Annotated in this window: 23 protein-coding genes; 11 read left to right on the forward strand and 12 right to left on the reverse strand. The window is 72.9% G+C overall.

The window, feature by feature from the left end:
* Positions 1 to 4: 4 nt before the first annotated feature.
* Genes ABEA24_RS00585 through ABEA24_RS00595 form a run of 3 tightly spaced genes read right to left on the reverse strand, consistent with a single transcriptional unit; the run spans position 5 to position 4,025 of the window.
* Positions 5 to 838: a class I SAM-dependent methyltransferase gene (locus ABEA24_RS00585; protein WP_345428178.1), complete on the reverse strand. Its 834-nt coding sequence runs from the start codon at positions 836 to 838 to the stop codon at positions 5 to 7.
* Positions 839 to 874: 36 nt separating this feature from the next.
* Positions 875 to 2,791, reverse strand: a complete 1,917-nt coding sequence (locus ABEA24_RS00590; protein ID WP_345428181.1) for a serine hydrolase domain-containing protein — start codon at positions 2,789 to 2,791, stop codon at positions 875 to 877.
* Positions 2,792 to 2,837: 46 nt separating this feature from the next.
* Complete coding sequence (locus tag ABEA24_RS00595; RefSeq protein WP_345428184.1) at positions 2,838 to 4,025, reverse strand: alpha/beta hydrolase family protein; 1,188 nt, start codon at positions 4,023 to 4,025, stop codon at positions 2,838 to 2,840.
* 101 nt (positions 4,026 to 4,126) lie between these two features.
* Between ABEA24_RS00595 and ABEA24_RS00600 the strand changes: the two genes are divergently transcribed.
* Positions 4,127 to 5,884 (forward strand): sensor histidine kinase, encoded by a 1,758-nt coding sequence (locus tag ABEA24_RS00600; RefSeq protein ID WP_345428186.1) that lies wholly within the window; start codon positions 4,127 to 4,129, stop codon positions 5,882 to 5,884.
* On the opposite strand, the gene ABEA24_RS00605 is transcribed toward ABEA24_RS00600, so the two are convergent.
* Positions 5,804 to 6,409 (reverse strand): response regulator transcription factor, encoded by a 606-nt coding sequence (locus ABEA24_RS00605; RefSeq protein WP_345428188.1) that lies wholly within the window; start codon positions 6,407 to 6,409, stop codon positions 5,804 to 5,806. The two genes, ABEA24_RS00600 and ABEA24_RS00605, sit on opposite strands and share 81 nt — an antisense overlap.
* A 107-nt stretch (positions 6,410 to 6,516) precedes the next feature.
* Positions 6,517 to 7,149: a CGNR zinc finger domain-containing protein gene (locus ABEA24_RS00610; RefSeq protein ID WP_345428190.1), complete on the reverse strand. Its 633-nt coding sequence runs from the start codon at positions 7,147 to 7,149 to the stop codon at positions 6,517 to 6,519.
* An 86-nt stretch (positions 7,150 to 7,235) separates the two neighbouring features.
* On the opposite strand from ABEA24_RS00610, the gene ABEA24_RS00615 reads away from it, so the two are divergent.
* Positions 7,236 to 8,180 carry a 2-dehydropantoate 2-reductase gene (locus ABEA24_RS00615; RefSeq protein ID WP_345428192.1) on the forward strand — a complete coding sequence of 315 codons (945 nt, stop codon included), beginning with the start codon at positions 7,236 to 7,238 and terminating at the stop codon, positions 8,178 to 8,180.
* A gap of 42 nt (positions 8,181 to 8,222) precedes the next feature.
* Here the strand turns inward: ABEA24_RS00615 and ABEA24_RS00620 are convergent, their stop codons facing one another.
* Complete coding sequence (locus ABEA24_RS00620) at positions 8,223 to 8,732, reverse strand: DinB family protein (protein WP_345428194.1); 510 nt, start codon at positions 8,730 to 8,732, stop codon at positions 8,223 to 8,225.
* A 35-nt stretch (positions 8,733 to 8,767) separates the two neighbouring features.
* A complete protein-coding gene (locus tag ABEA24_RS00625) occupies positions 8,768 to 9,421 on the reverse strand; it encodes an SAM-dependent methyltransferase (protein ID WP_345428196.1) in 654 nt (217 codons plus the stop codon).
* Positions 9,422 to 9,745: 324 nt separating this feature from the next.
* On the opposite strand from ABEA24_RS00625, the gene ABEA24_RS00630 reads away from it, so the two are divergent.
* Complete coding sequence (locus ABEA24_RS00630; protein WP_345428198.1) at positions 9,746 to 10,588, forward strand: fumarylacetoacetate hydrolase family protein; 843 nt, start codon at positions 9,746 to 9,748, stop codon at positions 10,586 to 10,588.
* Between the two features lie 211 nt (positions 10,589 to 10,799).
* Positions 10,800 to 11,078 carry a hypothetical protein gene (locus ABEA24_RS00635; protein WP_345428200.1) on the forward strand — a complete coding sequence of 93 codons (279 nt, stop codon included), beginning with the start codon at positions 10,800 to 10,802 and terminating at the stop codon, positions 11,076 to 11,078.
* A 60-nt stretch (positions 11,079 to 11,138) separates the two neighbouring features.
* On the opposite strand, the gene ABEA24_RS00640 is transcribed toward ABEA24_RS00635, so the two are convergent.
* Together ABEA24_RS00640 and ABEA24_RS00645 are read right to left on the reverse strand one after the other, a co-directional pair.
* A complete protein-coding gene (locus ABEA24_RS00640) occupies positions 11,139 to 11,831 on the reverse strand; it encodes a response regulator (RefSeq protein WP_345428203.1) in 693 nt (230 codons plus the stop codon).
* The gene (locus tag ABEA24_RS00645; protein WP_345428205.1) at positions 11,828 to 13,060 is read right to left on the reverse strand and encodes a sensor histidine kinase; all 1,233 of its coding nucleotides are present in this window, start codon (positions 13,058 to 13,060) and stop codon (positions 11,828 to 11,830) included. The genes ABEA24_RS00640 and ABEA24_RS00645 overlap by 4 nt, the downstream gene beginning before the upstream one ends.
* A gap of 126 nt (positions 13,061 to 13,186) precedes the next feature.
* Between ABEA24_RS00645 and ABEA24_RS00650 the strand changes: the two genes are divergently transcribed.
* From ABEA24_RS00650 to ABEA24_RS00665, 4 genes are all read left to right on the forward strand, one after another.
* Complete coding sequence (locus ABEA24_RS00650) at positions 13,187 to 14,116, forward strand: ATP-binding cassette domain-containing protein (RefSeq protein ID WP_345428207.1); 930 nt, start codon at positions 13,187 to 13,189, stop codon at positions 14,114 to 14,116.
* Complete coding sequence (locus tag ABEA24_RS00655) at positions 14,113 to 15,687, forward strand: ABC transporter permease (RefSeq protein WP_345428208.1); 1,575 nt, start codon at positions 14,113 to 14,115, stop codon at positions 15,685 to 15,687. Before ABEA24_RS00650 ends, ABEA24_RS00655 begins: the two co-directional genes overlap by 4 nt.
* A 65-nt stretch (positions 15,688 to 15,752) precedes the next feature.
* Entirely contained in the window at positions 15,753 to 16,529 is a 777-nt protein-coding gene (locus tag ABEA24_RS00660) for an ABC transporter permease (RefSeq protein ID WP_345428210.1), read from the forward strand.
* Positions 16,530 to 16,639: 110 nt separating this feature from the next.
* Positions 16,640 to 18,808 (forward strand): sensor histidine kinase, encoded by a 2,169-nt coding sequence (locus tag ABEA24_RS00665; RefSeq protein WP_345428211.1) that lies wholly within the window; start codon positions 16,640 to 16,642, stop codon positions 18,806 to 18,808.
* Here ABEA24_RS00665 and ABEA24_RS00670 read toward each other — a convergent pair.
* Positions 18,805 to 19,410, reverse strand: a complete 606-nt coding sequence (locus tag ABEA24_RS00670) for a response regulator transcription factor (protein ID WP_345428212.1) — start codon at positions 19,408 to 19,410, stop codon at positions 18,805 to 18,807. The two genes, ABEA24_RS00665 and ABEA24_RS00670, sit on opposite strands and share 4 nt — an antisense overlap.
* A 109-nt stretch (positions 19,411 to 19,519) precedes the next feature.
* Here ABEA24_RS00670 and ABEA24_RS00675 point away from each other — a divergent pair, with 109 nt between their 5' ends.
* Both ABEA24_RS00675 and ABEA24_RS00680 read left to right on the forward strand, forming a co-directional pair.
* Entirely contained in the window at positions 19,520 to 20,251 is a 732-nt protein-coding gene (locus ABEA24_RS00675) for an ABC transporter ATP-binding protein (RefSeq protein ID WP_345428213.1), read from the forward strand.
* A complete protein-coding gene (locus ABEA24_RS00680) occupies positions 20,251 to 22,722 on the forward strand; it encodes an FtsX-like permease family protein (RefSeq protein ID WP_345428215.1) in 2,472 nt (823 codons plus the stop codon). The genes ABEA24_RS00675 and ABEA24_RS00680 overlap by 1 nt, the downstream gene beginning before the upstream one ends.
* 54 nt (positions 22,723 to 22,776) lie before the next feature.
* Here the strand turns inward: ABEA24_RS00680 and ABEA24_RS00685 are convergent, their stop codons facing one another.
* On the reverse strand, positions 22,777 to 22,983 hold the full coding sequence (locus ABEA24_RS00685; RefSeq protein WP_345428216.1) for a hypothetical protein: 207 nt from the start codon (positions 22,981 to 22,983) through the stop codon (positions 22,777 to 22,779).
* Positions 22,984 to 23,017: 34 nt separating this feature from the next.
* Between ABEA24_RS00685 and ABEA24_RS00690 the strand changes: the two genes are divergently transcribed.
* Positions 23,018 to 23,161: a hypothetical protein gene (locus tag ABEA24_RS00690; protein WP_345428217.1), complete on the forward strand. Its 144-nt coding sequence runs from the start codon at positions 23,018 to 23,020 to the stop codon at positions 23,159 to 23,161.
* A 143-nt stretch (positions 23,162 to 23,304) separates the two neighbouring features.
* On the opposite strand, the gene ABEA24_RS00695 is transcribed toward ABEA24_RS00690, so the two are convergent.
* Positions 23,305 to 23,691 (reverse strand): hypothetical protein, encoded by a 387-nt coding sequence (locus ABEA24_RS00695; RefSeq protein ID WP_345428218.1) that lies wholly within the window; start codon positions 23,689 to 23,691, stop codon positions 23,305 to 23,307.
* Between the last annotated feature and the right edge of the window lie 42 nt (positions 23,692 to 23,733).

Genomic DNA, 23,733 nt, shown 5'->3' on the forward strand with positions numbered 1-23,733 from the left:
AGCACTAGAACCGGTAGCGCAGGACCCGGCCGCTGTCCCGGCCGCCGGGAAGGCGCGCCCCCAGCCGCAGGCCCAGCCGGGCCGCGGCAGGGAGCTCGTCCACGTCGGGCTGGTCGACGACGTACAGATCGTCCAGGTACTCGAGCCCCGCATGCCAGCCCGCCAACGCCCGCGGGTCGTCGATTCCCCAGTGCCAGCTCCGCGCGACCTCGCGCAACCTGCCCCCCGCCCACCAGAATCGACGGCTCAAGCGGACGAGCCGCGTGCTGAAGCAGTCGAACAGCAGCTGCCCGCCGGCGAACCGCCCGCAGATCCGCTGGATCAGCCGCCTGCCTTCCTCCTCGTGCAGGTACATGGTCAACCCCTCGAACACGGCCACGGTCGGGCGATCGGCGGGTATCTCCTCCAGCCATCCCTCATCGGTGACCGAGGCGCCGAGCATCCGGTAGTCCCCGCCGGGATGTGGCAGCAACCGGCGGCGCAGGCCGATGACCTCGGGATAGTCGACGTCCAGCCAGCGCACCGACGACGACGGGAGGAGCCGGTGTACCCGGGTGTCCAGGCCGCAGGCCAGGTGCAGCACGGTGGCCTGCGGATGGGTGGCCAGGAACTCGGCGGTCCAGCGGTCCAGTTGCCGTGCGCGCAGCGCCAGCATGGCCGCGTCCCACGGTGCCTGCGTACCGGTCTTGCGCCAGTCGTAGTCGACGCTCCCGACCGCCTGGTCGGCGGTGTGGTCACCCAGGACGGAGTGCGGGGCACGGCTGTCCAGCGCCCTGGCGTACAGGGTGGCGAGCATCGTCTTCTGGACGGGGGTGAGATCGATCTTTTCGCGGTCCATGACGCCTCGTTTCGGGGATGGGGATGGGGATGGGAACTAGAACGGCAGAGCGACGAGGTTGTACGTGAGCGCGACCTTCAGGAACGCCACCCCGGCCAGGCCGATCGCCGTGTACGCGAGCCGTCCGCTCCAGCCCCACCAGCCCCTCCACCAGGCGGCGGCCGTGCCCGCGAGAACGCCGGCGGCCGGGACGAACGCCACAGCCATGACGACCGGCAGGACGGTCAGCGACGACGAGCCCAGCATGATCTTCTCCGTGAGGGCGTTGCCGTCGGTCATCAGCGACGCGAACCCCGCCAGGAACGCCGTGGCGAGCGCGCCGGTGACCCAGGCGGTCAGCCAGGCGGCGCGGGACGCGCGGGAGCGGACGGGGCGCCCGCGCAGACGCCGTACGAGCGCGGCCACCGGGACGCCCAGAAAGCAGAGCACCAGCACCAGGGCGCCCGCCCCGAACATCGGCAGGTAGAGCGCCGGGGAGTCGGCCCACTCCAGCTTCTCGTACGCCTCCGCGGGCGTCGCCGACGCGGACAGGATGCCCCGGCCGTCGAAGGCGATCAGGTCCTGGCCGCCGCGCTCCCGGAACAGACCGGGCCCGGCCTGCGCCCAGTGCTGGGTCTCCCTGTCCGGGTCGGGGGTCAGCCCGGTGGTCGTGAGGGCCCCGGCGCCGTCGGCCCGTACGGTCACCGACGAGACGAGGGTGGAGACCTTGGTCAGGGCATGGTGGCTGGTGCGGACCGACCGGTACGTCCCGGCGTACCGGGACACGTCTCCGGCCCGGGCGTCCTGCGGCGCGGTCGTCCCGCCGGGGAGGTACCGGTCGATGAGACGCTCGATGACGCTCAGGCCGTCCCAGCCGGCGACCGCGTCCGTGCCGTCGCCGTTGAAGGCGACGTAGACGCCGATGCCCTCGTCGGGGAGCAGTGCCATCTGGTCGTGGAAGCCCGGCACGTCGCCGTCCTTGAACAGGACACGCCGGCCGTTGCGCGGGCGCTCCTCGAACTGGTAGCCCATGCCGGGGATCCGCGGATCCTGTGCGAAGTGCCGTTGCTGCATCCGCCGGGCGACGTCCCGGCCGAGCCGGGAGTCGTTCGTCAGCTGGGCGAGCATGAACCGGCCCATGTCGGCGGGGGTCGAGACCGGCCCCGCGCCGGTCGGCGACCACGGCCCGTACTGGCCCTTCTCGACGGCGTACCCGGAGCCGGCCGGCCGGTAGCCGCGGGCCAGGGTGGCGTCGATCGCGGCCGCGTGCGGCTGGGCGAACGTCGTCGTGCTCATTCCCAGGGGCCGCAGCACGTGCTCGTCGACGTACCGCGCGAAGGGCTCTCCGGACGCGACCTCGACGAGGTACCCGGCCAGAGCCGTTCCGTAGTTGTCGTAGGCCACTACGGTGCCCGGCGGTCGTACCCTCGCCGGCTGCCGCTTCGCCAGGCTCTCGCCGAGGGGCTCGACGTCGGCCGGGTTCGCCCGGGCGGCGCCGACGATGTCGTCGTCGAAGCCCGCCGTGTGGGTCAGGAGGTTCTCCAGGGTGACGGGCCGGCCCGGATAGGTGTCGCGGATCTTGAAGTCGGTGAGGTACCGGTTGACGTCGGCATGCAGGTCGAGCCGTCCCTGGTCGACCAGTTGCAGGGCGGCGGTCGCGGTGAACAGCTTGGCCATCGAGCCCATGAAGAAGCCGGTGTGCTCGGTGTCGACGGGTCTGCGCGTGGCGACGTCGGCGACGCCGTACCCCCGGGCGAGGACCTGTCGGCCTCCGGCCACCACCACGACCGCCGCTCCGGGGATCCGGTCCTTGGCCAGCAGGCCGGGCACGATCTCGTCCATCATCGCCCCGACCTCGCGCGCGGTGAGGGCGTGCTGCCGCGCCCGCCCGTGGTCCGTTTCCGCTCCGGCGGGGGCTGCGGATCCCAAGGTCAGCACACCGGCGAACAGCAGTGCGACGATCTTCTTGAACATTCTCGCTCCATCGAGGTGTGCCGGGCGCCGTCGCGGCCGGCGCGGGCTACAGCGACGAGAACCAGGTCACGATCCGCGGGACCGACCGGAGCGCCGATCCGTTGTGGTCGGTGTCGCCCACATCGATGAGCGGGGCCGCCACGCCGCGGGCGCGCAGTGCCCGGACGCAGCTCTCGGCGTTGCGGATGGTCACGTCCTTGTCCCCGTGCGCGGCGTAGACGCGGACGGGGCTGTGCGGCGTCCAGCTCGTGCAGGTGTCGTCGTTCCGGCGGAGCGCCTGGGCCAGGCCGCCCGTCGGGTGATCGAACCTCTTGATGAACGCGGGCGTGAGGAGTTCCCGCGGCGTGGCGGGCAGGCCGGTGACGATCTCCGCCGGGGTGTGGTCGCCGTCGAAGAGCGTCTCGACCGTCGCGCTGTACGGCTGCCGGAAGGCCTCGGACGGAGAGGCGTAGATGTGGTGCAGCCGGTTCATCGAGGTCAGCCAGTACCCGAGGTAGAAGGTGACCTCTCGCGGGTCGAGCGACGTCCCGTGCAACCCTTCCGGCACCTCGGCGTGCTCGACGTCGTACGGGCCGCTGACCGGCGCGAGCGCGGCCAGCCGTCCCTTGGCCTGCAGCACGCGGCCCAGCGCCATCGCGGCCGCGCCGCCCTGCGAGAAGCCGGTGACCCGCACGCGCCTGTCCAGGACCCGCCCGTGGCGGGCGGCGACCTTCTCCGCAGCGCGCAGCATGTCGAGCGAGGCGCTGGTCTCGGAGGCGTGGTCCATGTACGGGTGGCGGCCTGGCCCGAGTCCCAGCCCGAGGTAGTCCGGCGCGACCGTGCCGAACCCCGCTCCGGCGAACAGGATCGACGCGGCGCGGTCGTAGCTCCCGGGGTCCACGGTCGCCGCGGCCTTCTTCGTCGGGTTGGTGCCGTGTTCGTAGACGACGGTCCGCAGCCGGCGGTTCTTGCCGCGCGGGAGGACGACCAGGCCGCTGGCGGTCGTCGGCCGGCCGCCCACGGCGATGGTCCGGTACACCACGCGGTACACCTCGACGCCGTACTTCGGCTTCGGCGAGCCGAAACTCATGGTGGCGAGGTATTCCGCGGTCTTTTCCTTGGCCATGACCGCGATGCGGGTCGCGGAGACGACGTCGCCACGCGTCGGCGCGACCGCGTGAGCGGGTGAAAGGGGAGTGAGCGCGAGTGCGGCGGCACAGGCGGCGAGGGTGGTACGGAGGGGTGTTCTCTGCATGACATCGACGATCTCCGGACGGGCGTACACGCCACCAGTGCCGGTGACACCGGCTCGACATGTAGAACACATAATCCGGTCAGATAACTAAAATTTGCCGCGTGGTGATCATCCTCGTGGTCCTCGTCGGTCTGGCCGTGGACCCGTGGCTGATCCACCCGAGCGTTCCGGCGGTGCTGATGCTCGCCCTGCAGGTCCTCCACTGCCTGCCGGGGACGAAGCGGTTCCGTGGCCGGTGGACCCTCGCCGCCCAGGCCGTCCTCTTCCCGTGGGCCGGACCGCCGGGCTTCCTCGCCGCCTCCGCGCTGCTCATCGTCGGGGGACGGATCCGCTGGGCGCTGTTCGCCGCCGTCGTGGCCGCCGCCGGGCTCATGAACCTCGGCGACGTCTACGCCTGCGCCAACGCCATGGGCAACGCCCTGGCGATCGGAGTCACCGTCTACGGCCTCACGAGGCTCAGCGACCTACGCGCCGAACTCCGCGCCGCCCGCGGCGAACTGGCCGCGGAGTCGGTCGCGGGCGAACGCGAGCGGTTCTCCCGCGACCTGGACGCCGTGCTGGGATCGGCCCTCTCGGAGATCGTCGGCCTCGCCGCGCAGGGGCGGATCGAGGAGATCCTGAGCCTGGCCCGCGAGACCGCGGTGCGCGTCCGGGCCACGCCCGCCGCCCCCACCGAGCCACCGCCCACCGACCTGACGCCCAGGCTCGCACTGCCGATCGTCGTCGTCGCGCACCTGGAGTACCTGGCCGTCGGCGCGATCTCGCTGTGGGACGCGTCTCCGCCCACCCCGCTGCTCGCCGCCGGCCTGGGCGGCCTCGCCGTCATCATCGGGCTGTCCGTCTACCACTGCCTGCCGCGCCCGCCCGGCGTACGGCCGCGCCACGCCGGCTGGACGCTCTCCGCCCAGACCGCGCTCGCCTGCCTGCCGCTCCTGATGCCGGGCGGGCCTGAGCCCCGGATGGTCGGCTTCGCCGCCGGGTCCATCCTGATCATCATCGGCGGACGTCTGGCCTGGCCGCTGTTCGGGGCCGTCGTCCTGAGCGTCCCCGCCGTCCTGCTCGCCCGCTCCGTCTCTCCAGGACAGGCCGCGTCCCTGACGGTCGACACGGTGACCATCGCATTGATCTTCTACGGCCTGGCGCTGCTCACCGGACTCGTCCACGAGGTACGGGAGGCGCGCCTGGCGCTCGCCGCGATGGCCCTGGCCCGCGAGCGGCGACGGATCGCCCGGGACGTGCACGACCTGCTCGGGTACGGCCTGTCCGCCATCATCGTCAAGGCCGAACTGGCCGCGCGGGATCCCCTCCAGGCCGAACGCGAGCTCGCCGACATCGCGCTGACCGCCCGCCGGGCACTGGGCGACCTGCGCGCCATCCCCGCCGACGACCAGCGGATGTCCCTCCGCACGGAGCTCGCCTCGGCGCACGAGGTGCTCACCGCCGCGGGGATCACCGTCCGCGTCGACGCGTCCGCCGACGGCCTGCCCGGGCCGGTCGACGCCCTGCTGGCGACCGTGCTGCGCGAGGCGGTCACCAACGTCCTCCGGCACAGCCGGGCGCGGACCTGCTCCGTGGAGGTGGCCGTCGCCGACGGCACCGTCCGTCTGCGCGTCACCAACGACGGCGTGCCCCAGGCCCCGGTGGAGACGCGCGGGCAGGGTGTCGATGGGCAGGGCGCCGGCGGGCAGGGCGTCGGCAACCTCACCGAACGTGTGGCCGCGATGGGCGGCCGGCTCACCGCCGGCCGGAGTACAGGGGAGGAGTACGAGCTCCTGGTCCTACAGCCAGTCGGCCTCGGTGGCGATGCGGACCGCGTCGATTCGGTTGCGGGCGTCGAGCTTGGTGACGATCGCCCCTAGGTAGTTCCGCACGGTGCCCTTGGTCAGGTGGAGCCGCGAGGCGATCTCCGAGAGCTCGGCGCCCTCCGCGGCCAGCCGCAGCAGCTCCACCTCCCGAGCCGTCAGCGGGTTCGGCCGCGCCCTGATCGCCGCCGCGGCCAGTCGCGGATCGATCACGAGCTCCCCGGCGGCCACCCGGCGGATCGCCTCCGCCAGCTCGGCGGGCGGGGAGTCCTTCACCATGAAGCCCCGGACCTGCGCGGTCAGGGCTCGGCGCAGGATCTCGGGCCGGCCGAGCGCCGTGAGGATCAGCGCACGACAGTCCGGCAGGCGCCCGGCGAGCTCGGTGGCCGCCGTAAGCCCGTCGACGCCCGGCATGTCGACGTCCAGCACCGCGACGTCCGGCCGGTGCTCGAGCGCCGCCGGGAGCACGGCATCGCCCCTGGACACCTCGGCGACCACCTCGATGTCGGGCTCCAGATCCAGCAGCGCGACCAGGGCACCCCGAATGAGATGCATGTCCTCGGCAAGGAGTACCCGGATCACGCACCACACTCCCCGATAAGTCCGCGCTGGGGTCCCAGGACGTCATCCTGCCAGGCGCCCGTACCGGCCGCCGCGCGACGCCCGCCCACGCGTTGCTCCCCCTGAAGTCAGGATCCGCCTCGCATGCGGGAGCGGTAGCCGGCGACCTTCACGAGGTTTCCGCAGCGTTCCATGGAGCACCAGCGGCGTCGGCGCGCCTGGGAGTCGTCGAGGAACAGGAGCGAGCACTCTTGGCTCTCGCATTCCTTGACCCGATCCAGGAGGGGGCTGGTGATCAGCAGTACCGCGTCGCGGGCCACGGTCGCCAGGGCGGCCTGCGCGGGATGCGCGGCCTGCCAGTGCAGGATCGGCTGCCGTCTTTTGTCAGCGTCGGTGTCCGCGCGGGCCAGCTGAGGTGTGAGGTCGGGGTGAGCGGCCGCTTCGTTGATCTGTGCGACATCGGCCGGATCCGGGGCGTTCCCGCCCATCGCGGCGAGCAGAACCCGATAGAGCGCCTCCCGCATCACGCGTGCGGCCGTCAGGTCTTCGGCGGTGATCCGCATACGGTCCGGCCCTGCCTGCAGCCGCGCCTCGCTGATCCAGCGGGCCAGAGCGCCGGGGTCGGCGAGCCTCTCGACGGGAGCGGTGTGGCGCTTGCCGAGAGTGGCGACGAAGTTCAGGCAGGGGCGCCCGCCGATGAACGGGAACGCCATCTCCGGGTCGGCGGGATCCCGTCGAGCGGGCGCGGGTCTGCTGGCCATCCTCCCACCCTATCGGTTGACACCTGTTCATCCGGTGTTGCACGATGACACCGCTTCAACCAGTGTCAAGGAAGGTCGGATGCATCATGAAGATCCTCGTCATCGGGGCCGGGGCGACCGGAGGCTTCTTCGGCTTCCGGCTCGCCCAGGCAGGCCGGGACGTGACCTTCCTTGTCCGGCCGCGCCGCGCGGCGGTCCTGCGCGAGCGGGGACTGCGCCTGACCGGCCTGGACGCTGACGACGTCCTCGTGCCGAAGCTCGTGACGCCCGGCGAGATCGCCGCCCCCTACGACCTTGTGCTCGTCTCGGTGAAGGCCGGTTCCCTGGTGTCGGCACTCGACGACGCCGCTCCAGCGGTCGGTCCACGCACCGCCGTGGTGCCCTTCCTCAACGGGATCGCGCACATGGACGTACTGAACACCCGCTTCGGCACACAGGCCGTGCTCGGCGGCGTGGTCAAGGTCGTCACCATGGTCAACGACGAGGGTGACATCGTCCGGCTCGATCCACTCGCGATGATGACGATCGGCGAGCAAGACGGTCGCTCGTCGCCTCGGCTGCGGGAGATCGAGCAGACGTTGGCCGGCTCCGGGTTCGACCTGAGCGTCTCCTCAGCCATCATCACGGCGATGTGGCACAAATGGGTGTTCATCAGCACCCTCGGCGCGCTCACCTCCCTGATGCGCGGCACGGTCGGCGACGTCGTCGCCGCCCCCGGTGGCGAGCGGCTCGGCCCTGCCATCCTCGCCGAAGCGGCCGCGGTGTCGGCCGCGGTGGGACGTCCGGTCCCCGCCGAGGAACTCGCCGCCACAGCAGCGGGGATGACCGAGGCCGGATCGACGGACACCGCATCGATCTACCGCGACGTGGCCGCCGGCCATCCCACCGAGGTCGAGCACATCCTCGGTGACCTGACCGCGCGGGCGCGGGTACTCGGCGTGAACACCCCGCTGCTCGACCTCGCCACCATGAACCTGAGGGTCCATCAAAAACGCGTCGCCGCCGGATCACGCACCACACTCCCCCGGTAAGTCCGCGCAGGGGTCCCAGGCCGAGTGGTTCAGGTGGGTGGGTCAGCGTCCGGTGGCGCCGTCGATGAGTTCGCGCAGGATGTCGGCGTGCCCGGCGTGGCGCCCGGTTTCCTCGATCAGGTGGGTGAGGGTCCAGCGCAGGGACGGTGCCGGGCCGGGCCGCCCGCCCGGGCGCGGTCCGGCCGCGGCGAGGTCGGGGCAGGCGGCGATCACCTCGTTCGCGCGGGCCGTGGTCTCCCGGTAGGCGAGGAGAAGGTCGTCGGCGCTCTCGTCCGGTTCTGGGCGGAAGGTGGCTTCCCAGTCGGGGGTCGGATGGCCGAGCAACCAGTGGCGTTCGACGTGGGTGAGGTGCTTGACGAGGCCGAGCAGGTTCGTTCCCGACGTGACGCCGGGCGTGCGGATCTGCGGTTCCGGAACGCCGTGCGTCTTGGCGATCACCGAGGCGCGCAGGTAGTCGAGGAAGCCCAGCAGCACGTCCTTTTCCCCGGACCCGGTCTTCGGGGGGCCGGTGTCGCGACGGTGGCGCTCGACGGAGCGGTGCGTTGGTGGCACGGTCGTCCTCTCTGATCAGGGGGCAAGGCGGGAGGTCAGGCCGCCGTCCTGCGGATGACCAGCACGTTGTCGATGACGGTCGCGGTCTGGCCGTCCGGTCCCCTCGCGTCCCGCCGGGGCATGTCCGCGCGCTCGACCTGCCACCGGGCCGGGTCGAGGGCCAGCTCTGCGGACACCTCGTCCGGTGTGGGGTAGTGGATTCCGGGGTCCTGGTTCCAGGACCAGGGCGCCGTCGAGCCGTGGTCGACGACCATGAGCCGCCCGCCAGGGCGCAGCGCGTGCGCGGCGGTGCGCAGAACCCGAGACCGGGGCAACGCGAACTGTGTCTGGAAGTACTGGGCGGACACCAGGTCAAAGCTGCCCTGAGGGAAGTCCTCGGCCAGGTCGATGCATTCCACCGATATCAATGCGTGCAGGCCGCGCGCCTGGGCGTTCTCGGCGAGGCGACGCACGGCGTTGGCGGAGATATCGACCGCGGTGACCCGCCACCCGCGACCGGCCAGCCAGAGCGCGTCACCGCCGGCCCCGCAGCCCAGGTCCAGGGCGGCGCCCGGGGTGAGGCCCCCCGCGATCTCGGCCAGCACGGGGTTCGCCCGGCCGGTCTGGGTGGGCCAGGGGACGCGGTAGTGCTCGTCCCAGAAGCGGGCGGCGTCGGCGCCCGGCGTCATGCCGGTGGAGTCCGGGCCCATTGGTGTTCTCTCCCTCGTGCCGGTCGTTGGGTACGGCAACCACCCTCACCCGCAGCCGCCGCCGATTGCACGGAAACTTGCCGAATCAGCAAGATGGGGGAGGGGCTGAATGTCGCCGACGGGTGAGGGCCCTTGTCCTGCGGTGTGCGCTCAGGCGGGAAAATTGCCGTGTGGCGGGACGGCACAGAACAAGGGCAGTCGCCCCGGACGGAAGACAGTCTCGTAACCCGCACCGGCGAGGATCGACTCGGCGTCGTCGATCGTGGAATGAGGAATCGCGTGCATATCGTCCGTTTCGTTGCTACCGGCGGTGACCGTCCGCTGGTGGGAGTCTCCGACGGGTCGACCGTGACCGAACTGGCCGAGACCCTCGGCGAGCTGCTCCGGCTTCCCCTGGCGGAGCTGCGGGACCGCTGCCGTACGGCCGACGGCCCGCGCCACGACGCCGCCGCCGTACGGGTGTTGCCCCCGGTGGACGGGCGGATGGAGGTCTGGGCGGCCGGCGTCACGTACCGGCGCTCCCGCGAGGCGCGGATCACCGAGAGCGAACGGTCGGCCGACGTGTACGAGCAGGTGTACGACGCCGAGCGCCCGGAGCTGTTCTTCAAGTCCGCGGCCTGGCGGGTGACCGGCGACGGCGAAACCGTCGCGATCCGCTCCGACTCCGCGGTCGACGTGCCGGAACCCGAGCTCGGGCTCGTCCTCAACCGGCACGCCGAGATCGTCGGCTATACCGTCGTGAACGACATGAGCTCCCGGACCATCGAGGGCGAGAACCCGCTCTACCTGCCGCAGGCCAAGATCTACCTCGGCGGCTGCGCGGCCGGCCCCGCCGTACGGCCCGCCTGGGAGGTGCCGGACCCGTACGCCCTGGACATCGAGCTCACCATCCGCCGTGGCGGCGACGTCGCGTGGACCGGCAAGGCGAGCACGGCGCAGCTGCACCGCAGGCTCGACGACCTGGCCGGCTACCTGTTCCGCGCGGACGTGTTCCCCGACGGCGCCGTCCTCGCCACCGGCACCTGCCTGGTCCCGGAGCTGCCGTTCACGCTGGCCGCCGGGGACGAGATCGCCATCACGATCGCGGAGGTCGGCACCCTCACGAGCACGGTCGTGGCGGGCCGCGAGCCGATGGCGTGGCTCGGCGACCCGGCCACGCCACGGTGAGGTTCCGGGGGCGGGCCGCACACGTCCCCGGAAGGTGGAAGACTGGGCCGCGTCGGTGTCGCGGCCGGTCGGCCGCGACGAAGTGAGGAGGCGGTGCGACGGTGGGCAAGCACAGCGCACCCCCCATCGGCAAGACCTGCCCGGTCTGCCGAGGCACCGGGAAGAACAGCGTGCAGCAGGACTGCGGCTCGTGCGGCGGAAAGGGACGGATATGAGCTACCCGCCGGCCGGCTGCAGCTACCAGGTGCTCTACATCGACCCGATGGGGCGGCACACCGAGTCGCCCCTGTTCGCCGACGAGTACTCCCTCGGCGACTGGTTCAAGGACAAGTCGGACTCCGGCGAGATCGACCGTGAGGCCGAGGCCGAGGGCCGCCCGGGAGGCTTCCGCATCTACTGCGTGACCGAGGGCCGCCGCATCGAGATCGACCACCTTCACCCCCGCCTCGTCCACGGCCGGCTGAACCGGCAGGCGTACGGAAGAGCCTGAGGACCTCCCCACCCGCCGGGCAGGGCCACGATGACGCCGGCCCGCGGCGGAGCAGAGGGATCAGTGGGGGCCGCGGGAGCGTGGGACGATCAGGCCTGTCTCGTACGCGGCTATGACGGCCTGGGTGCGATCGCGGAGGCCGAGTTTGTTCAGCATGCGGCTCACATGGGTTTTCACGGTTTCCTCCGTGACCGTCAGCCGGGCGGCTATCTCGGGGTTGGACAGTCCCTCGGCGACGAGCCGCAGGACCTGTGTCTCTCGCGGGGTGAGGGCGGCGAGTACGGCGGTGGACGGGGCGTCGGGTTTGGGGCGCATGAGGGCGAAATCGCTGATGAGGCGACGGGTGACGGTCGGGGCGAGCAGTGCTTCACCGGCGGCGATGACGCGTACCGCGTCGAAGAGCCGTTCGGCGGTGACGTCCTTGAGGAGGAATCCGCTGGCCCCGGCGCGCAGCGCGTCGTAAACGTACTCGTCCAGGTCGAAGGTCGTCAGGATGAGGATCCGAGGCCCGGTCGAGTCGGCGCCGACGAGCTGCCTGGTGGCCTCGATGCCGTCCATGCCCGGCATGCGCACGTCCATGAGGATGACGTCAGGCGACAGCTCGCGGCACGTCCGCAGCGCCTCGGCCCCATCAGAGACGGTGCCGACGACGATGAAGTCCGGCTGGGTATCGAGCAGATCGGCGAATCCGGTGCGGACCACGGGGTGATCGTCGGCGACGACGATCCGGACCGCCGGGGAGGGAGCGTTCACGCGGCCGTCTCGTCCTTTCCGGGAAGGTGGGCCTCGACGAGGAAGCCGCCGTCCGCGGCGGGGCCCGCGCGCAGTTCGCCACCGACCGCCCCGGCGCGTTCTCGCATGCCGGACAACCCGTGACCGCCGGCCGGCGCGGCGGCGGAGAGGCCGGGTCCGTTGTCGCGGATGCGAAGCCGCAGGGCGTCGGCGGTGTAGTCCAGCTCCACGTCGACGGCGGCGCCCGGCGCGTGCCGCCGGGCGTTGGTGAGGGCTTCCTGGACGATGCGGTAGGCCGCGAGTTCGACGCCGGGATCGAGCGCGAACGGCGGGCCGCGGAGGATGAGGCGGGTGGCCGCCTTGGACACCTCCCGTGACCCGTCGAGCAGCTCGTTGAGCTCGCGCAGGCCCGGCTGGGGCTGCCGGTCGGCGGCCGCGGCGGTCGTGTCGTCCGCAGCGGCCGTGTCGTCCCGCAGGACGCCGAGCAGTCGTCGCATCTCGGTCAGCGCCGCCCGGGCGGTGTCGCCGATCGCGGACAGCCGCTCGGCGCCGGCGGGCGGCATCCCCGGCGTGGCCAGCCGTGCGGTCTCCGCCTGCACGGCGACCATGGAAATGTGGTGGGCGACGACGTCGTGGAGTTCGCGGGCGATGCGTGCGCGTTCGCCGCGCGCCGTGTTCTCCAGCAGGGTCTCGGCGATGACCTGCCGGGCGGCCCTGTTCTCGGCGGCCTCAGCGTGTGCGCGCCGTGCGATCCCGGCCATGACGGCCGCCGGAGCCAGCGAGGCCAGCAGCAGCGTGAGAACCCTCGTCTCGCCGCCTGCCGGGTGGGCCAGCGCGAGCACCGGGAAGGGCGCGGCGGCGCACACGGCCGGCGCCGGCGGGCCGCCGCGGCCGAACCGGTACGCGGTGAGCAACTGCGTGGCCAGGGCCGCCACGGTCATCGTCTGGAAGGCCACCAGTGACAGCACGACCGTCCCGGTGATGACCAGGGCGGCCGCGGCCGGCTGGTCCCACAGAAGGGCGAGCGGCAACGTGGTGGCCAGCCCGAGCAGCGGGAGGATCACGAAGTACAGAGCGGTCCCGGTGCTTCCGGCCGACGGTGTGTTCCCGGCGTGCGCGATCGACTCGGCCACCGCGAGCAGCGCCGCCGCGCCGCCGGCCACGATCGGCGCGTGCGGGCCCGTGGCGATCCGCCGTCCCGCGCCGGCCCATCCGCCGCGCCGCTCGTACGCCCGCTCCACGAAGGTCATTGTCGCGGGCGTTAGGGCTCGTGGCATCCCTCGTGTGAGGGACTGGACGTCCCTGGTGCCAGCGACGGTGAAGTTCGCTCCCCGGCGCGACGACCGCGGCCCGTTCGCTGCCTAACCTGCCGTGACATGGAAGCAACCATCGAGGTCTCCGGGCTGCGCAAGCGCTTCGGCTCGACCGTGGCGCTGGACGGGATGTCCTTCACCGTCAGGCCCGGGCAGGTCACCGGCTTCGTCGGCCCCAACGGCGCGGGCAAGTCCACGACGATGCGGGTGGTCCTCGGCCTGGACGCGGCCGACGAGGGGCGCGCGCTGATCGGGGGGCGACCGTACCGGAGCCTGCGGAACCCGCTGAGCCACGTCGGGGCGCTGCTGGACGCCGCCGCCCTGCAGCCGAGCCGTACCGGCCGCAACCATCTGCTGTGGCTGGCGCACTCCCAGGGCCTGACCGCCAGGCAGGTCGATGAGGTGATCGAGCAGGTCGGGCTGCGCACCGCGGAACGGCGCAGGGCGGGCGGCTACTCCCTCGGCATGCGGCAACGGCTCGGCATCGCCGCGGCGCTGCTCGGCGACCCGCCGGTGCTCATGTTCGACGAGCCGTTCAACGGCCTGGACCTCGACGGCATCGTGTGGATCCGCGGCTTCCTGCGGTCGCTGGCCGCCGAGGGCCGTGCCGTGCTCGTGTCCAGTCACCTGATGAGCGAACTCCAGGACATCGCGGGCCACATCGTGGTGGTGGGCCGCGGCAGGGTCCTCGCCGACGCGAGCGTCGCCGACCTGATAGCGGCCGCGTCGAGGGACCGGGTCACGCTGCGTACCACGGCGCGGTCCGAGGCGATGACCGCGCTGGCGCACGCCGGCGCCACCGTGGCCGCGACCGACCGCGACACCCTCACCGTCTCCGGCCTGGCGGCGGAGCACATCGTCGCGGTCCTCGGCGAGCGCGCCGTGCCGTTCTCGGAGGTGACGGCCCACCGCGCGACGCTGGAGGAGGCCTACATGGACCTCACCCGAGACGCGGTCCAGTTCGCCGCCCCAGGGCCGGAGGCGGCCCGATGACCACCGGCACGACGACCCCGTACCGTTCGCGACGGCCGACCGGACGCGCCGGGTTCCCGCACCTGCTGCGCGCGGAGTGGACCAAGTTCCGTACGGTCCGCGGCTGGGTGCTCGCCATGACGGCGGCGGCCGTGGTCATCGTGTCCCTCGGGCTGATCTTCGCGACCGGCAGCCACTCCTCGTGCAGCATCGGCACGGTCGAGGTCGCCTGCCCCAAGCCTCCGACGGGGCCGGGCGGCGAACTGGTGGACGACCGGTTCTACTTCGTCCACCAGTCCCTGGCCGGCGACGGCGGCATCACCGTCCGCCTGACCTCGATGACCGGCATCATCACCTACCCCCCGCCCAACCACGACAAGATCGTCTCCGGCCTGGTGCCGTGGGCGAAGACCGGGGTCATCGTCAAGGACGGCACCCGGCAGGGATCGGCGTACGCGGCCATGATGGTCACCGCCGACCACGGCGTACGCATGCAGTACGACTACACCCACGACACCGCGGGCCGTCCGGGCCGCGTCTCGGCGGCCTCCCCCCGCTGGCTCCGGCTGAACCGCTCCGGCGACACGCTCACCGGGTACGAGTCGGCCGACGGCACGCAGTGGACCCAGGTCGGCACGACGCATCTGCCGCGCCTGCCGGCCACGGTCCAGATCGGGCTCTTCGTCGCCTCCCCGAGCGACCTGACGGTCGAGCAGAGCGCGCTCGGCGGGAGCGTCGGGCAGGCCCGCTACACCCAGGCCACCGCCGTCTTCGACCACGTCGGGCTGCGGGGAACGACGCCCGGCGGCCAGTGGAGCCGCGATGATATCGGAGCCGACGGGCAGACCGACTGGCAGCGCTATCACCGCCCGAGCGGGGTCCGGGAGTCCGGCGGCGCCTACACGGTGACCGGATCCGGCGACATCGCGCCGCTGACCGACGGGCCGCCCATCGAGCGCACTCTCATCGGCATGCTCGCCGGGCTGATCGTGATGATCGTGGTGGCCGTGATGTTCATGACCGCCGAGTACCGGCGGGGCCTGATCCACACCACCCTGATCGCCAGCCCGCGACGAGGGCGGGTGCTGGCGGCGAAGGCCGTCGTGATCGGCCTGGTGGCCTTCGTCGCAGGGGTGGCCGCCACCGCGATCACCGTCCCGTCCGGCACGCGAATCCTGCGCCGGGGCGGCGCATTCCCGTTCCCCGTGTCCTCGCTCACCGAGCTGCGCGTCATCGTCGGAACCGCGGCGCTGCTCGCCGTCGCCGCCGTCCTCGCCCTCGCCCTCGGCGCCCTGTTCCGGCGCAGCGTTGCGGCGATCATCACCGCGATCGTGGTGATCGTCGTCCCGTACGTCCTCGCCTTCGCCTCCGTCCTGCCCGATGACGTGACGCGGTGGCTGTTGCGCCTGACGCCCGCCGCGGGTTTTGCGATTCAGCAGAGCGTCCCGGAATACAAGCAGGTGATCGGGAACTACGCGCCGTCGGCCGGCTACTACCCGCTGGCGCCCTGGGCCGGGTTCGCCGTGCTCTGCGCGTACGCCGCGCTCGCCCTCGGCCTGGCCGCCCATCGACTGCGCCGGAGGGACGCATGAGTGAGCGGAGCGAGCGAATCATGAGCACAGCCACTCGGGTCACCCCCCCCGACGAAGGAGGGCTCGTGAAGCGAGAACTGCACGCGGAGTGGACGAAGCTGCGCACCGCGCCGGGTACCGGCTGGGTGCTGCTCGCGATCGTCGCGCTGACCGTCGCCGTGAGCGGAGCGGCGGGCACGACCGTGTCCTGCACCCAGGCGGGTTGCGGCCACGACCTCACCAAGCTGAGCCTCTTCGGAGTTCAGCTGGGCCAGGCGGTCGTCGCCGTCCTCGCCGTGCTGACGATCAGCGGCGAGTACGGCAGTGGCATGATCCGGACCACCCTCACCGCGATGCCGCGCCGGGTCACCGTCCTCGCCGCCAAGGCGGGCATCCTCACCGGGCTCACGCTGGCAACCGGGATCATCGCCGTCCTCGCGTCCCTGCTGGCCGGGCGTCTCATCCTGCCCGGCCACGGCTTCACCCGCGCCCACGGCTACCCGCCGCTGTCCCTGGCCGACGAGCCGACACTGCGCGCGGCCGTCGGCTCGGTGCTCTATCTCGCGCTGATCGCCCTGCTCAGCCTCGGCATCGCCACCGCCGTACGGGACGCCGCCGCGGCGATCGGGACCGTGCTCGGCCTGCTCTACCTCCTCCCCGTCATCGTCAGTCTGACCCCCGACCCGCACTGGCAGCGGCACCTGTGGCAGATCTCCCCGGTGAACGCCGGACTCGCCATCCAGGCCACCACCGATCTCCCCAGCCTCCCCCTGGGTCCCTGGCCGGGCCTGGGGGTGCTCGCCGCCTGGACCGCCGCAGCGCTCGTGAGCGGCGGACTCGCGCTTCGGCTCCGCGACGCCTGAGCTCGCCTTAGCCGACGGCAGATCTCCCGCCGGTGGACGGTGCCGCCATACGCGCGGTGATCTGCGAGGATCGGGGCTGCTCATGCCGAATCCGGGGGATCGGAGGACGGTTGTCCCAGCAGCGCCTGTCGTACGACGGGTCGGCGCCCGGTCCGGGCCTGGCCCGGTTGATCGTCGTGGTCGTCCTCGCCGCGTTCGCCGGCGTGTACGTCCTGGCCGCGCCGTTCCGGACGGGCGAGACCGTGCGCACCGTCGGCACGGTGGCGCTCACGGTGCTCGTGTTCGCTTCGCTGCTCGCCTGGGTGCTGCCCCGCGCGGCGAGGTTCCGCGGCGTCGCGCTCGCGACCGTCCAAGTGCTGCTCGCGGGCCTCGACGTGCTCGCGTTCGGCACGTCCGTCGGGATCCTCGCGTTCGCCGCCGGGACGCTACTGCTCACCTCGTACGCGCTGCCCGCACTCGCGGTGCTCGCGGGTGCCGCGGTAATCGCGGTCCTGCGGGCCCCGGGCGCGGCGGCCGCGGCCGACGCCGCGATCACGCCGGTCCTCGGCGCGCTGGTCGTCTACGGTCTCGTACGGCTGGCCGACCGGGTCGCCGACCTGGCCGCGGCCCGGCCGGCGCTGACGATGGCGGCCGTCTCCCGCGAGCGGCTGCGCATCGCCGACGAGCTGAACACCGGCATCGGCCGCGGCCTGGACGCCATCACGGCGGGGAGCCGTCGTGCCCTCGATCACCCCGAGGAGATCGACGAGGTCCTGCGCGTGGCCCGCGGTTCGCTGGCCGACGCGCGGGCGGCGGCCGCCGGCTTCCGCGCCATGTCGCTCGCGCCCGAGGCGGCGGCCGCGCGGGCGCTGCTGGCGGCGGCCGGGATCGAGGCGGAGGTGCGCACCGGGCACGAGGAACCGCTCGGCTCGGCGGGTGCGCTGCTGGCCACCGTGCTCCGCGAGGCCGTCACCGAGGTCGTCCGCCAGGGCACCGCGACCCGCTGCGTCATCGAGACCTCCGAGCGGGACGGGAGGGTCCGGCTCCGGGTGAGCAACAACGGCCCGCCCACGGCCGCGCGCGGCGAGGAGGGGCTGGCGGACGCCGCCGCGCGGGTCGAGGCGGCCGGCGGCACGCTGACCACGGGGCTCGGCGCCGACGGCCGGTTCGCGGTGGAGGCGACGATCGCGGCCACGCCGCGGCCGGTCAGCCTGCCCGACCCCACGGCGTACGGCCTGTCCGTGACCCTCCTCGCGGTGGTGGTGGCGGGCTTCTGCGTGAAGGCGCTCCTCCAGCTCTCCTGGGGCGCGAATCTGGCCGTGGCCGTCGTCGGGATGGCCCTCATCGCGGCCCTGCAGCTGCGCTGGGCGGTCGACGACCGGCCGCGCCACCGGTACGCGCTGATCGCCGCGCAGACGCTGCTCAGCCTCGCCCCGGTCCTGTGGATCGGCGCGACCTGGATCGGCGCCGTGGGCTTCCTCGCGGGCACCTTCCTCGTGGCCCTGCCGATCCGGATCGGGGCGCCGCTCGTGGCCGCGGCGATGGCCGGAACCGGAGCGATGTCGGCCGCGCTGTCGCTCGGACCGGCGCGGATCGTCAACTACACCGTGAGCACGCTCGTCACCGGCCTGGTGGTGTACGGGCTGGTGCGCCTCGCCCGCCTGGTCCGCGACCTGCGGGCGGCCGGCGAGGAACTGGCCCGGGCGGCGACCGTCCAGGAACGCCTCCGCGCCGCCCGCGACCTGCACGATCTGCTCGGGCACAGCCTCGCGGCGATGCTGCTCAAGTGCGAGCTGGCCCGGCGGCTCGGGAAGGTGGACCCGGCACGGGCCCGGGCCGAGCTCACCGAGGTCGTCGCGATGGCCGAGCAGGCCCGGGCGGACCTGCGCGCCGCCTCCGGCGCCGGCGAGCCGGAGATGTCACTGGAGACCGAGATCGAGTCCGCGCGTTCGGTGCTGACGGCGGCGGGCGTCGAGACCCGGGTCGAACGCGGCCACGGCCCGCTGCCCGGCCCGGCGGCCACCGTGCTGAGCACGGTGCTGCGGGAGGCGGTGACCAACGTGCTGCGGCACAGCTCGGCACGGCACTGCGTCATCACGACGACGAGCGAGGCGGGCCTGGTGACCCTCACGGTGGAGAACGACGGGCTCGACCCACGGGCCCGGCGCACCCCGCCCGGGTCGGGCATCGGCAACCTCACCACCCGCCTGGCCGCCATCGACGGCACCCTCACCGCCCGCCCCGACGGCACCGGCGGCTTCCGCCTCCAGGCCCACGTACGACCGGACGCCGAGGATTAGATCCAGCCCATCTCCTTGGCGATCCGGGCGGCGTCGGTGCGGTTGCGCGCGTTGAGCTTGTCGACGACGGCGGTCAGGTAGTTCCGTACCGTCCCGGCCGACAGGTGGAGCCGCTCGGCGATCTCCGGGGCCTCGGCGCCCTCGGCCGCCAGCCGCAGGACGTCCGTCTCGCGGGGCGTGAGCGGGTTGTCGGCGAGGTCCCACGCGGTCAGCGCCAGGTTCGGGTCGAGCACGCGCCGTCCCGCGGCGACCGCCCGGATCCCGGCGACCAGCTCGTCCGGTGGCGCGGTCTTCAGCAGGAACCCGCCGGCGTGCGCGGTCAGCGCCCGGCGCAGGTGACCGGGCTTGCCGTGCCCGGTCAGGATCAGCGTCCGGCACTCCGGGTGCGCCTCGTGCACGGCGGCGGCCGCGGTCAGGCCGTCGGCGCCGGGCATGTCGATGTCCAGCACCGCGACGTCCGGGCGGTGCCGCAGCACGGCCGGCAGCACCTGGTCGCCGCGGTCCACCTCGGCCACCACCTCGAGGTCCGGCTCCAGGGACAGCAGCGCGGCCAGGGCCCCGCGGACCACGTGGTGGTCATCGGCCAGCAACACCTTGATCACGGGTTCATGTGTACCAGGGGCCCGTCATGGGCCTGACCATGACGAGATCACGGTCGGCTCGTGATCACGTCTCTGGCCCGGAAAACCCCAGCTCACGAGACTTGTCGGCATGGATGACGTCGTGATGATGAACGCGGTGAGCAAGGTGTACGGCAAGGGCAGGGGCGCGGTCGCCGCGCTCCGGGAGGTGTCGGTCGGCATTCCGCGCGGCCGGTTCACGGCGGTGATGGGGCCGTCCGGGTCGGGCAAGAGCACGTTCCTGCACTGCGCCGCCGGGCTGGACACCCCGACGTCCGGCACCGTACGGCTCGGTGGGACCGAGCTGTCGGGGATGAACGAGACCCGGCTGACGGAGCTGCGGCGCCGGCGGGTCGGGTTCGTGTTCCAGGCGTTCAACCTGGTCTCGTCGCTGACGGTGGAGCAGAACATCACCCTTCCCCTGCGGCTGTCCCGTACGAAGGTGGACCGCGCGTGGTTGAGAGAGATCGTCGCGCGGGTCGGGCTGACGGAGCGCGTCGGGCACCGGCCGGCCCAGCTGTCCGGTGGGCAGCAGCAGCGGGTCGCGATCGCCCGCGCCCTCGTGACCCGGCCGGAGGTCGTCTTCGGCGACGAGCCGACCGGGGCGCTGGACACGATGACCGCCCGCGAGGTGCTCGCCCTGCTGCGCGAGACGGTGGACGGCATGGGACAGACCGTCGTCATGGTCACCCACGACCCGGTGGCCGCGTCGTACGCGGACACGGTGCTGTTCCTCGCCGACGGCCGCATCGCCGACGCGATGGACGCCCCGACCAGTGACAAGGTCGCCGCCCGCATGACCCGGCTGGGAGCGTGGAACTGATGCTCGGACTGGTCCTGACCACCCTGCGGCACCGCAAGGCCGGGTTCGCCGGGGCGTTCCTCGCGCTGTTCTGCGCCGCCGCGCTCGTCTGCGCCTGCGGCGCCCTGCTCGAGACGGGGTTGCGCGGCACCATCGCGCCCGAACGGTACGCCGGGGCGCCGATCCTCGTCACCGGCGACCAGTACGTCCACCAGGACAAGGTGAAGAAGGGCAAGGTCAAGCACAAGGCCAAGGGTCTCGCCGAACGCGCCTGGCTGCCGGCCGCGACGGCGGACCGCCTCCGCGCTGTGCCGGGCGTGCGCTCGGTGGTCACCGAGGTGACCTTCCCCGCCGAGATCCCGGGCGCCGCGCCGGAGAGCTCGTTGGGGCACGGCTGGGAGTCGGCCGCGCTGACGCCGTTCACCCTGGCGGCCGGCCGGGCGCCGTCCGCCGCGGACGAGGTGGTGATCGATGCCGCCACCGCGCGTACGGCCCGGCTGCACGTGGGCTCGCGCGTGCCCGTCACCTCGGCCGTCTCCACCGGTGCCCGCCGGGTCGTAGGCGTCACCCGCGAGGCGCTCCCGCACCAGACGGCGATCTTCTTCTCGACCGATGAGGCGCGGCGGCTCGCCGGACGCTCTGGAGCGGTCAGCGCGATCGGCGTGTTCCCCGCGACCACGGACGCGGCGGGCCGGGTCGCCGCCGCCCTCAAGGGAACGTCCGCGACCGTGCACACCGGCGCGGACCGGGGCCGGGCGGAGTTCTGGGACGCGGAGAAGGCCCGGATCAAGCTGATCAGCATGGGCGGTGCGCTCGGCGGCACGTCGCTGCTCGTGGCGATCCTCGTCGTCGCCGGGACGTTCGCCCTCTCCATCCAGCAGCGAGAGCGGGAGATCGCGCTGCTGCGCGCCGTGGCCGCCACGCCACGCCAGATCCGCCGGATGATCGGCCGGGAGGCGCTCATCGTCAGCCTCGGCGCCGGCGCGCTCGGCGCCGCCGCCGGTCCCCTCCTGGCGCTCTGGCTGCGCGACCGGTTCCGTGCCCTCGGCGCGCTGCCGTCCACGCTGAACCTCGTGCTCAGTCCCTTCCCGATGTTCGCCGCGGTACTGGCCGCCGTCGTGGCGGCCTGGGCGGCGGCCCGGCTGTCGGCGCGTCGCTCGGCCCGGATCCGGCCCGTCGAGGCCCTCGGCGAGGCGGCGATCAGCCGGCGCACCGGGCCGTTCCGGATCGTGGCCGGCCTGGCGTTCCTCGTCGGCGGCGTCGTGCTCACGCTCGTCCTGTCGTCCCTGAACACCGAGGCGGCCTCCAGTCCGGTCACGATGCTCACCGCGATCGTGTGGACCGTCGCCGTGTCCCTGCTGGCACCGGTGATCGCCCGCGTCACGGTCACGCTGCTGGGGCCGCCGCTGCGGACGTCCCCGATCGGCGGTCACCTCGCCGCCGCGAACCTGCGGAGCCGCTCGCGCCTGGTCGGCTCGGTCCTCGCCCCGCTCACCCTCTTGGTGGGTCTGACCTGCACGATCCTGTTCGCCCAGACGACGATGGGCCACGCCGCCACCGAACAGGCGAACGCCGGCACCGTCGCCGCTCACGTGCTCGGCCCGAAGGTGCCCGCCGCGGCCGCCGACGCGCTCCGGCGCACCCGAGGCGTCACGGCGGTCACCGAGGTCGTGCACAGCACCGTACGCGTCGGGCTGGAGAACTACGGCGTCCAGGGCGTCACGCCCACCGGGCTCATCCGGACCATGAACCTCGACGTACGGGCGGGCTCGCCGGCCCGGCTGGACTCCGGCACCGTCGCGGTCAGCGAGACCGCCGCCGCGCGCCTCGGCGTGCACGTCGGCGACCAGATCCGCATGACGCTCGGCGACGGCACCCCGTTCGCCCCCCGGGTCGTCGCGGTCTACGGCCGGGGCCTCGGCTTCGGCGACCTGACCGTCGCCCACGACCTGCTCGCCGCGCACGTCGACGACCCCCGCGCCGACACGGTGCTGGTCGCCGGCCATGCCGGAGCGGACGCCCTCCGGTCGGCGGTCCGGCCCTACCCCGGCGTCGCCGTCCTCGACCAGACCGCGGTGACGCGGGCCAGGGCCACGGCGAACGCCGAGGTGAACTACGTCGCCATGGGCCTGATCATCGCCTTCACCGGCATCGCGGTCGTGAACACCCTCGCCATGGCCACCGCCGACCGCACCCGGGAGTTCGCCCTCCTGCGGATCGTCGGCACCACCCGCCGGCAGGTCATGCGGATGCTCCGCTGGGAGACGCTGGTGGTCGTGTCGACGGCCGTGGCCCTCGGCACGGTCGTCGCCCTGGTCACGCTGGCGGCCTTCGCCGCCGGGATGGTCGGATCGGCCGCGCCGTACGTCCCGCCGGTGACGTTCCTCGGCGTCATCGGAACGGCGTCGGCGCTCGCGCTGATCGCGACGGTACTGCCCGCCCGCCTCGCGCTCGCCGCCCGCCCTGCCGACGTCATCGGCTCACGCGAGTAGTACGCCACGGCGATGGCGGTCCGGCCGGCGACCGCCATCGCCCACGCGCGTCGGTCAGCAGTAGGGGCCGAGGGCCTTCTTGACCTTGGCAGGAGCCGATCCCATGGCCGGTGCGTCGCACAGGCCATCGGTTCCGTACGTGACCAGGTGCCACTTGCCGCCGCGCAGCCGGAGCACCGTCCAGTTCGGGTCGGTCAGCCCGCGGACGTTCTTCATGTGCGCGGCCGCCCAGCCGTGGTCGCACACGATCCGGCCGTCCACCCGGAAATCCGTCGCCCCCGCGGTGTCCAACCCCTTGACGAAGTCCGACGCCGACGCGCAGCCGTCCGACGGGGACGGCGACGGAGTGCTCGCCGGTGAGGCGGACGACGCGGTCGGGGCCGCCGCGGCGGAGGACGTGGTCGGGGCCGGCGAGGCCGCGTGGTGGTGTTCGGCCTGAGAACGGCAGGCCGCCGCGCCGACCGCACAGGCGAGCACCATGAGGCAGAACAACGGCCGAACCACTGAGGCCCCCAAATGCGTCGGCGACGGCCCGGATGCCAGAGTCGACCGTACGGCATTCGTGATCAAAACGGGGCCGCGTCAGCAGTGCGAGCCGAGGGCCTCCCTGATGGCCGCAGGGGCCCCGCGCATGTCCTCCGTGTGGCACAGACCCTCCAGGCCAGAGGCGACCCCATGCCACTGACCGGCGGTGTAATGGAGCACCACTTGCGTCTGGTCGGACTCCGCGGTGGTGAGCTGTACGTGCGCGGCCGCCCAGCCGTGGTCGCACACGACGGGGTCGGCCACGCGGTACTTCTCCGGGTTCATCTCCGCATCCATCAGCTTGACGACCTCCGCGGCCGACGGGCAGAGAGCGGCCGTCGACGGCGAGACGCCGTGCTGCCGGGATGGATCGGCCTTGCCGCTGCAGGCCACAAGCCCGCCGGCGCAGGCGAGCACTACGAGGGGGATCAATGGCCGGAACATCGCACCTCCCGAGACATGGGTCGATGGCGACCGTACGCCATT

The organism is Actinoallomurus vinaceus (assembly GCF_039542055.1).
In the GTDB taxonomy this organism is placed as follows: Bacteria; Actinomycetota; Actinomycetes; order Streptosporangiales; family Streptosporangiaceae; genus Actinoallomurus; species Actinoallomurus vinaceus.

Bases quoted from the DNA above. Each gene is read 5' to 3' on its own strand.
- ABEA24_RS00590 (WP_345428181.1), bottom strand. From the start codon at position 2,791: ATGTTCAAGAAGATCGTCGCACTGCTGTTCGCCGGTGTGCTGACCTTG.
- ABEA24_RS00625 (WP_345428196.1), bottom strand. From the start codon at position 9,421: ATGGGCCCGGACTCCACCGGCATGACGCCGGGCGCCGACGCCGCCCGC.
- ABEA24_RS00610 (WP_345428190.1), bottom strand. From the start codon at position 7,149: ATGGCCAGCAGACCCGCGCCCGCTCGACGGGATCCCGCCGACCCGGAG.
- ABEA24_RS00675 (WP_345428213.1), top strand. From the start codon at position 19,520: ATGGATGACGTCGTGATGATGAACGCGGTGAGCAAGGTGTACGGCAAG.
- ABEA24_RS00695 (WP_345428218.1), bottom strand. From the start codon at position 23,691: ATGTTCCGGCCATTGATCCCCCTCGTAGTGCTCGCCTGCGCCGGCGGG.
- ABEA24_RS00595 (WP_345428184.1), bottom strand. From the start codon at position 4,025: ATGCAGAGAACACCCCTCCGTACCACCCTCGCCGCCTGTGCCGCCGCA.
- ABEA24_RS00645 (WP_345428205.1), bottom strand. From the start codon at position 13,060: ATGACCTTCGTGGAGCGGGCGTACGAGCGGCGCGGCGGATGGGCCGGC.
- ABEA24_RS00585 (WP_345428178.1), bottom strand. From the start codon at position 838: ATGGACCGCGAAAAGATCGATCTCACCCCCGTCCAGAAGACGATGCTC.
- ABEA24_RS00650 (WP_345428207.1), top strand. From the start codon at position 13,187: ATGGAAGCAACCATCGAGGTCTCCGGGCTGCGCAAGCGCTTCGGCTCG.
- ABEA24_RS00655 (WP_345428208.1), top strand. From the start codon at position 14,113: ATGACCACCGGCACGACGACCCCGTACCGTTCGCGACGGCCGACCGGA.
- ABEA24_RS00680 (WP_345428215.1), top strand. From the start codon at position 20,251: ATGCTCGGACTGGTCCTGACCACCCTGCGGCACCGCAAGGCCGGGTTC.
- ABEA24_RS00615 (WP_345428192.1), top strand. From the start codon at position 7,236: ATGAAGATCCTCGTCATCGGGGCCGGGGCGACCGGAGGCTTCTTCGGC.
- ABEA24_RS00635 (WP_345428200.1), top strand. From the start codon at position 10,800: ATGAGCTACCCGCCGGCCGGCTGCAGCTACCAGGTGCTCTACATCGAC.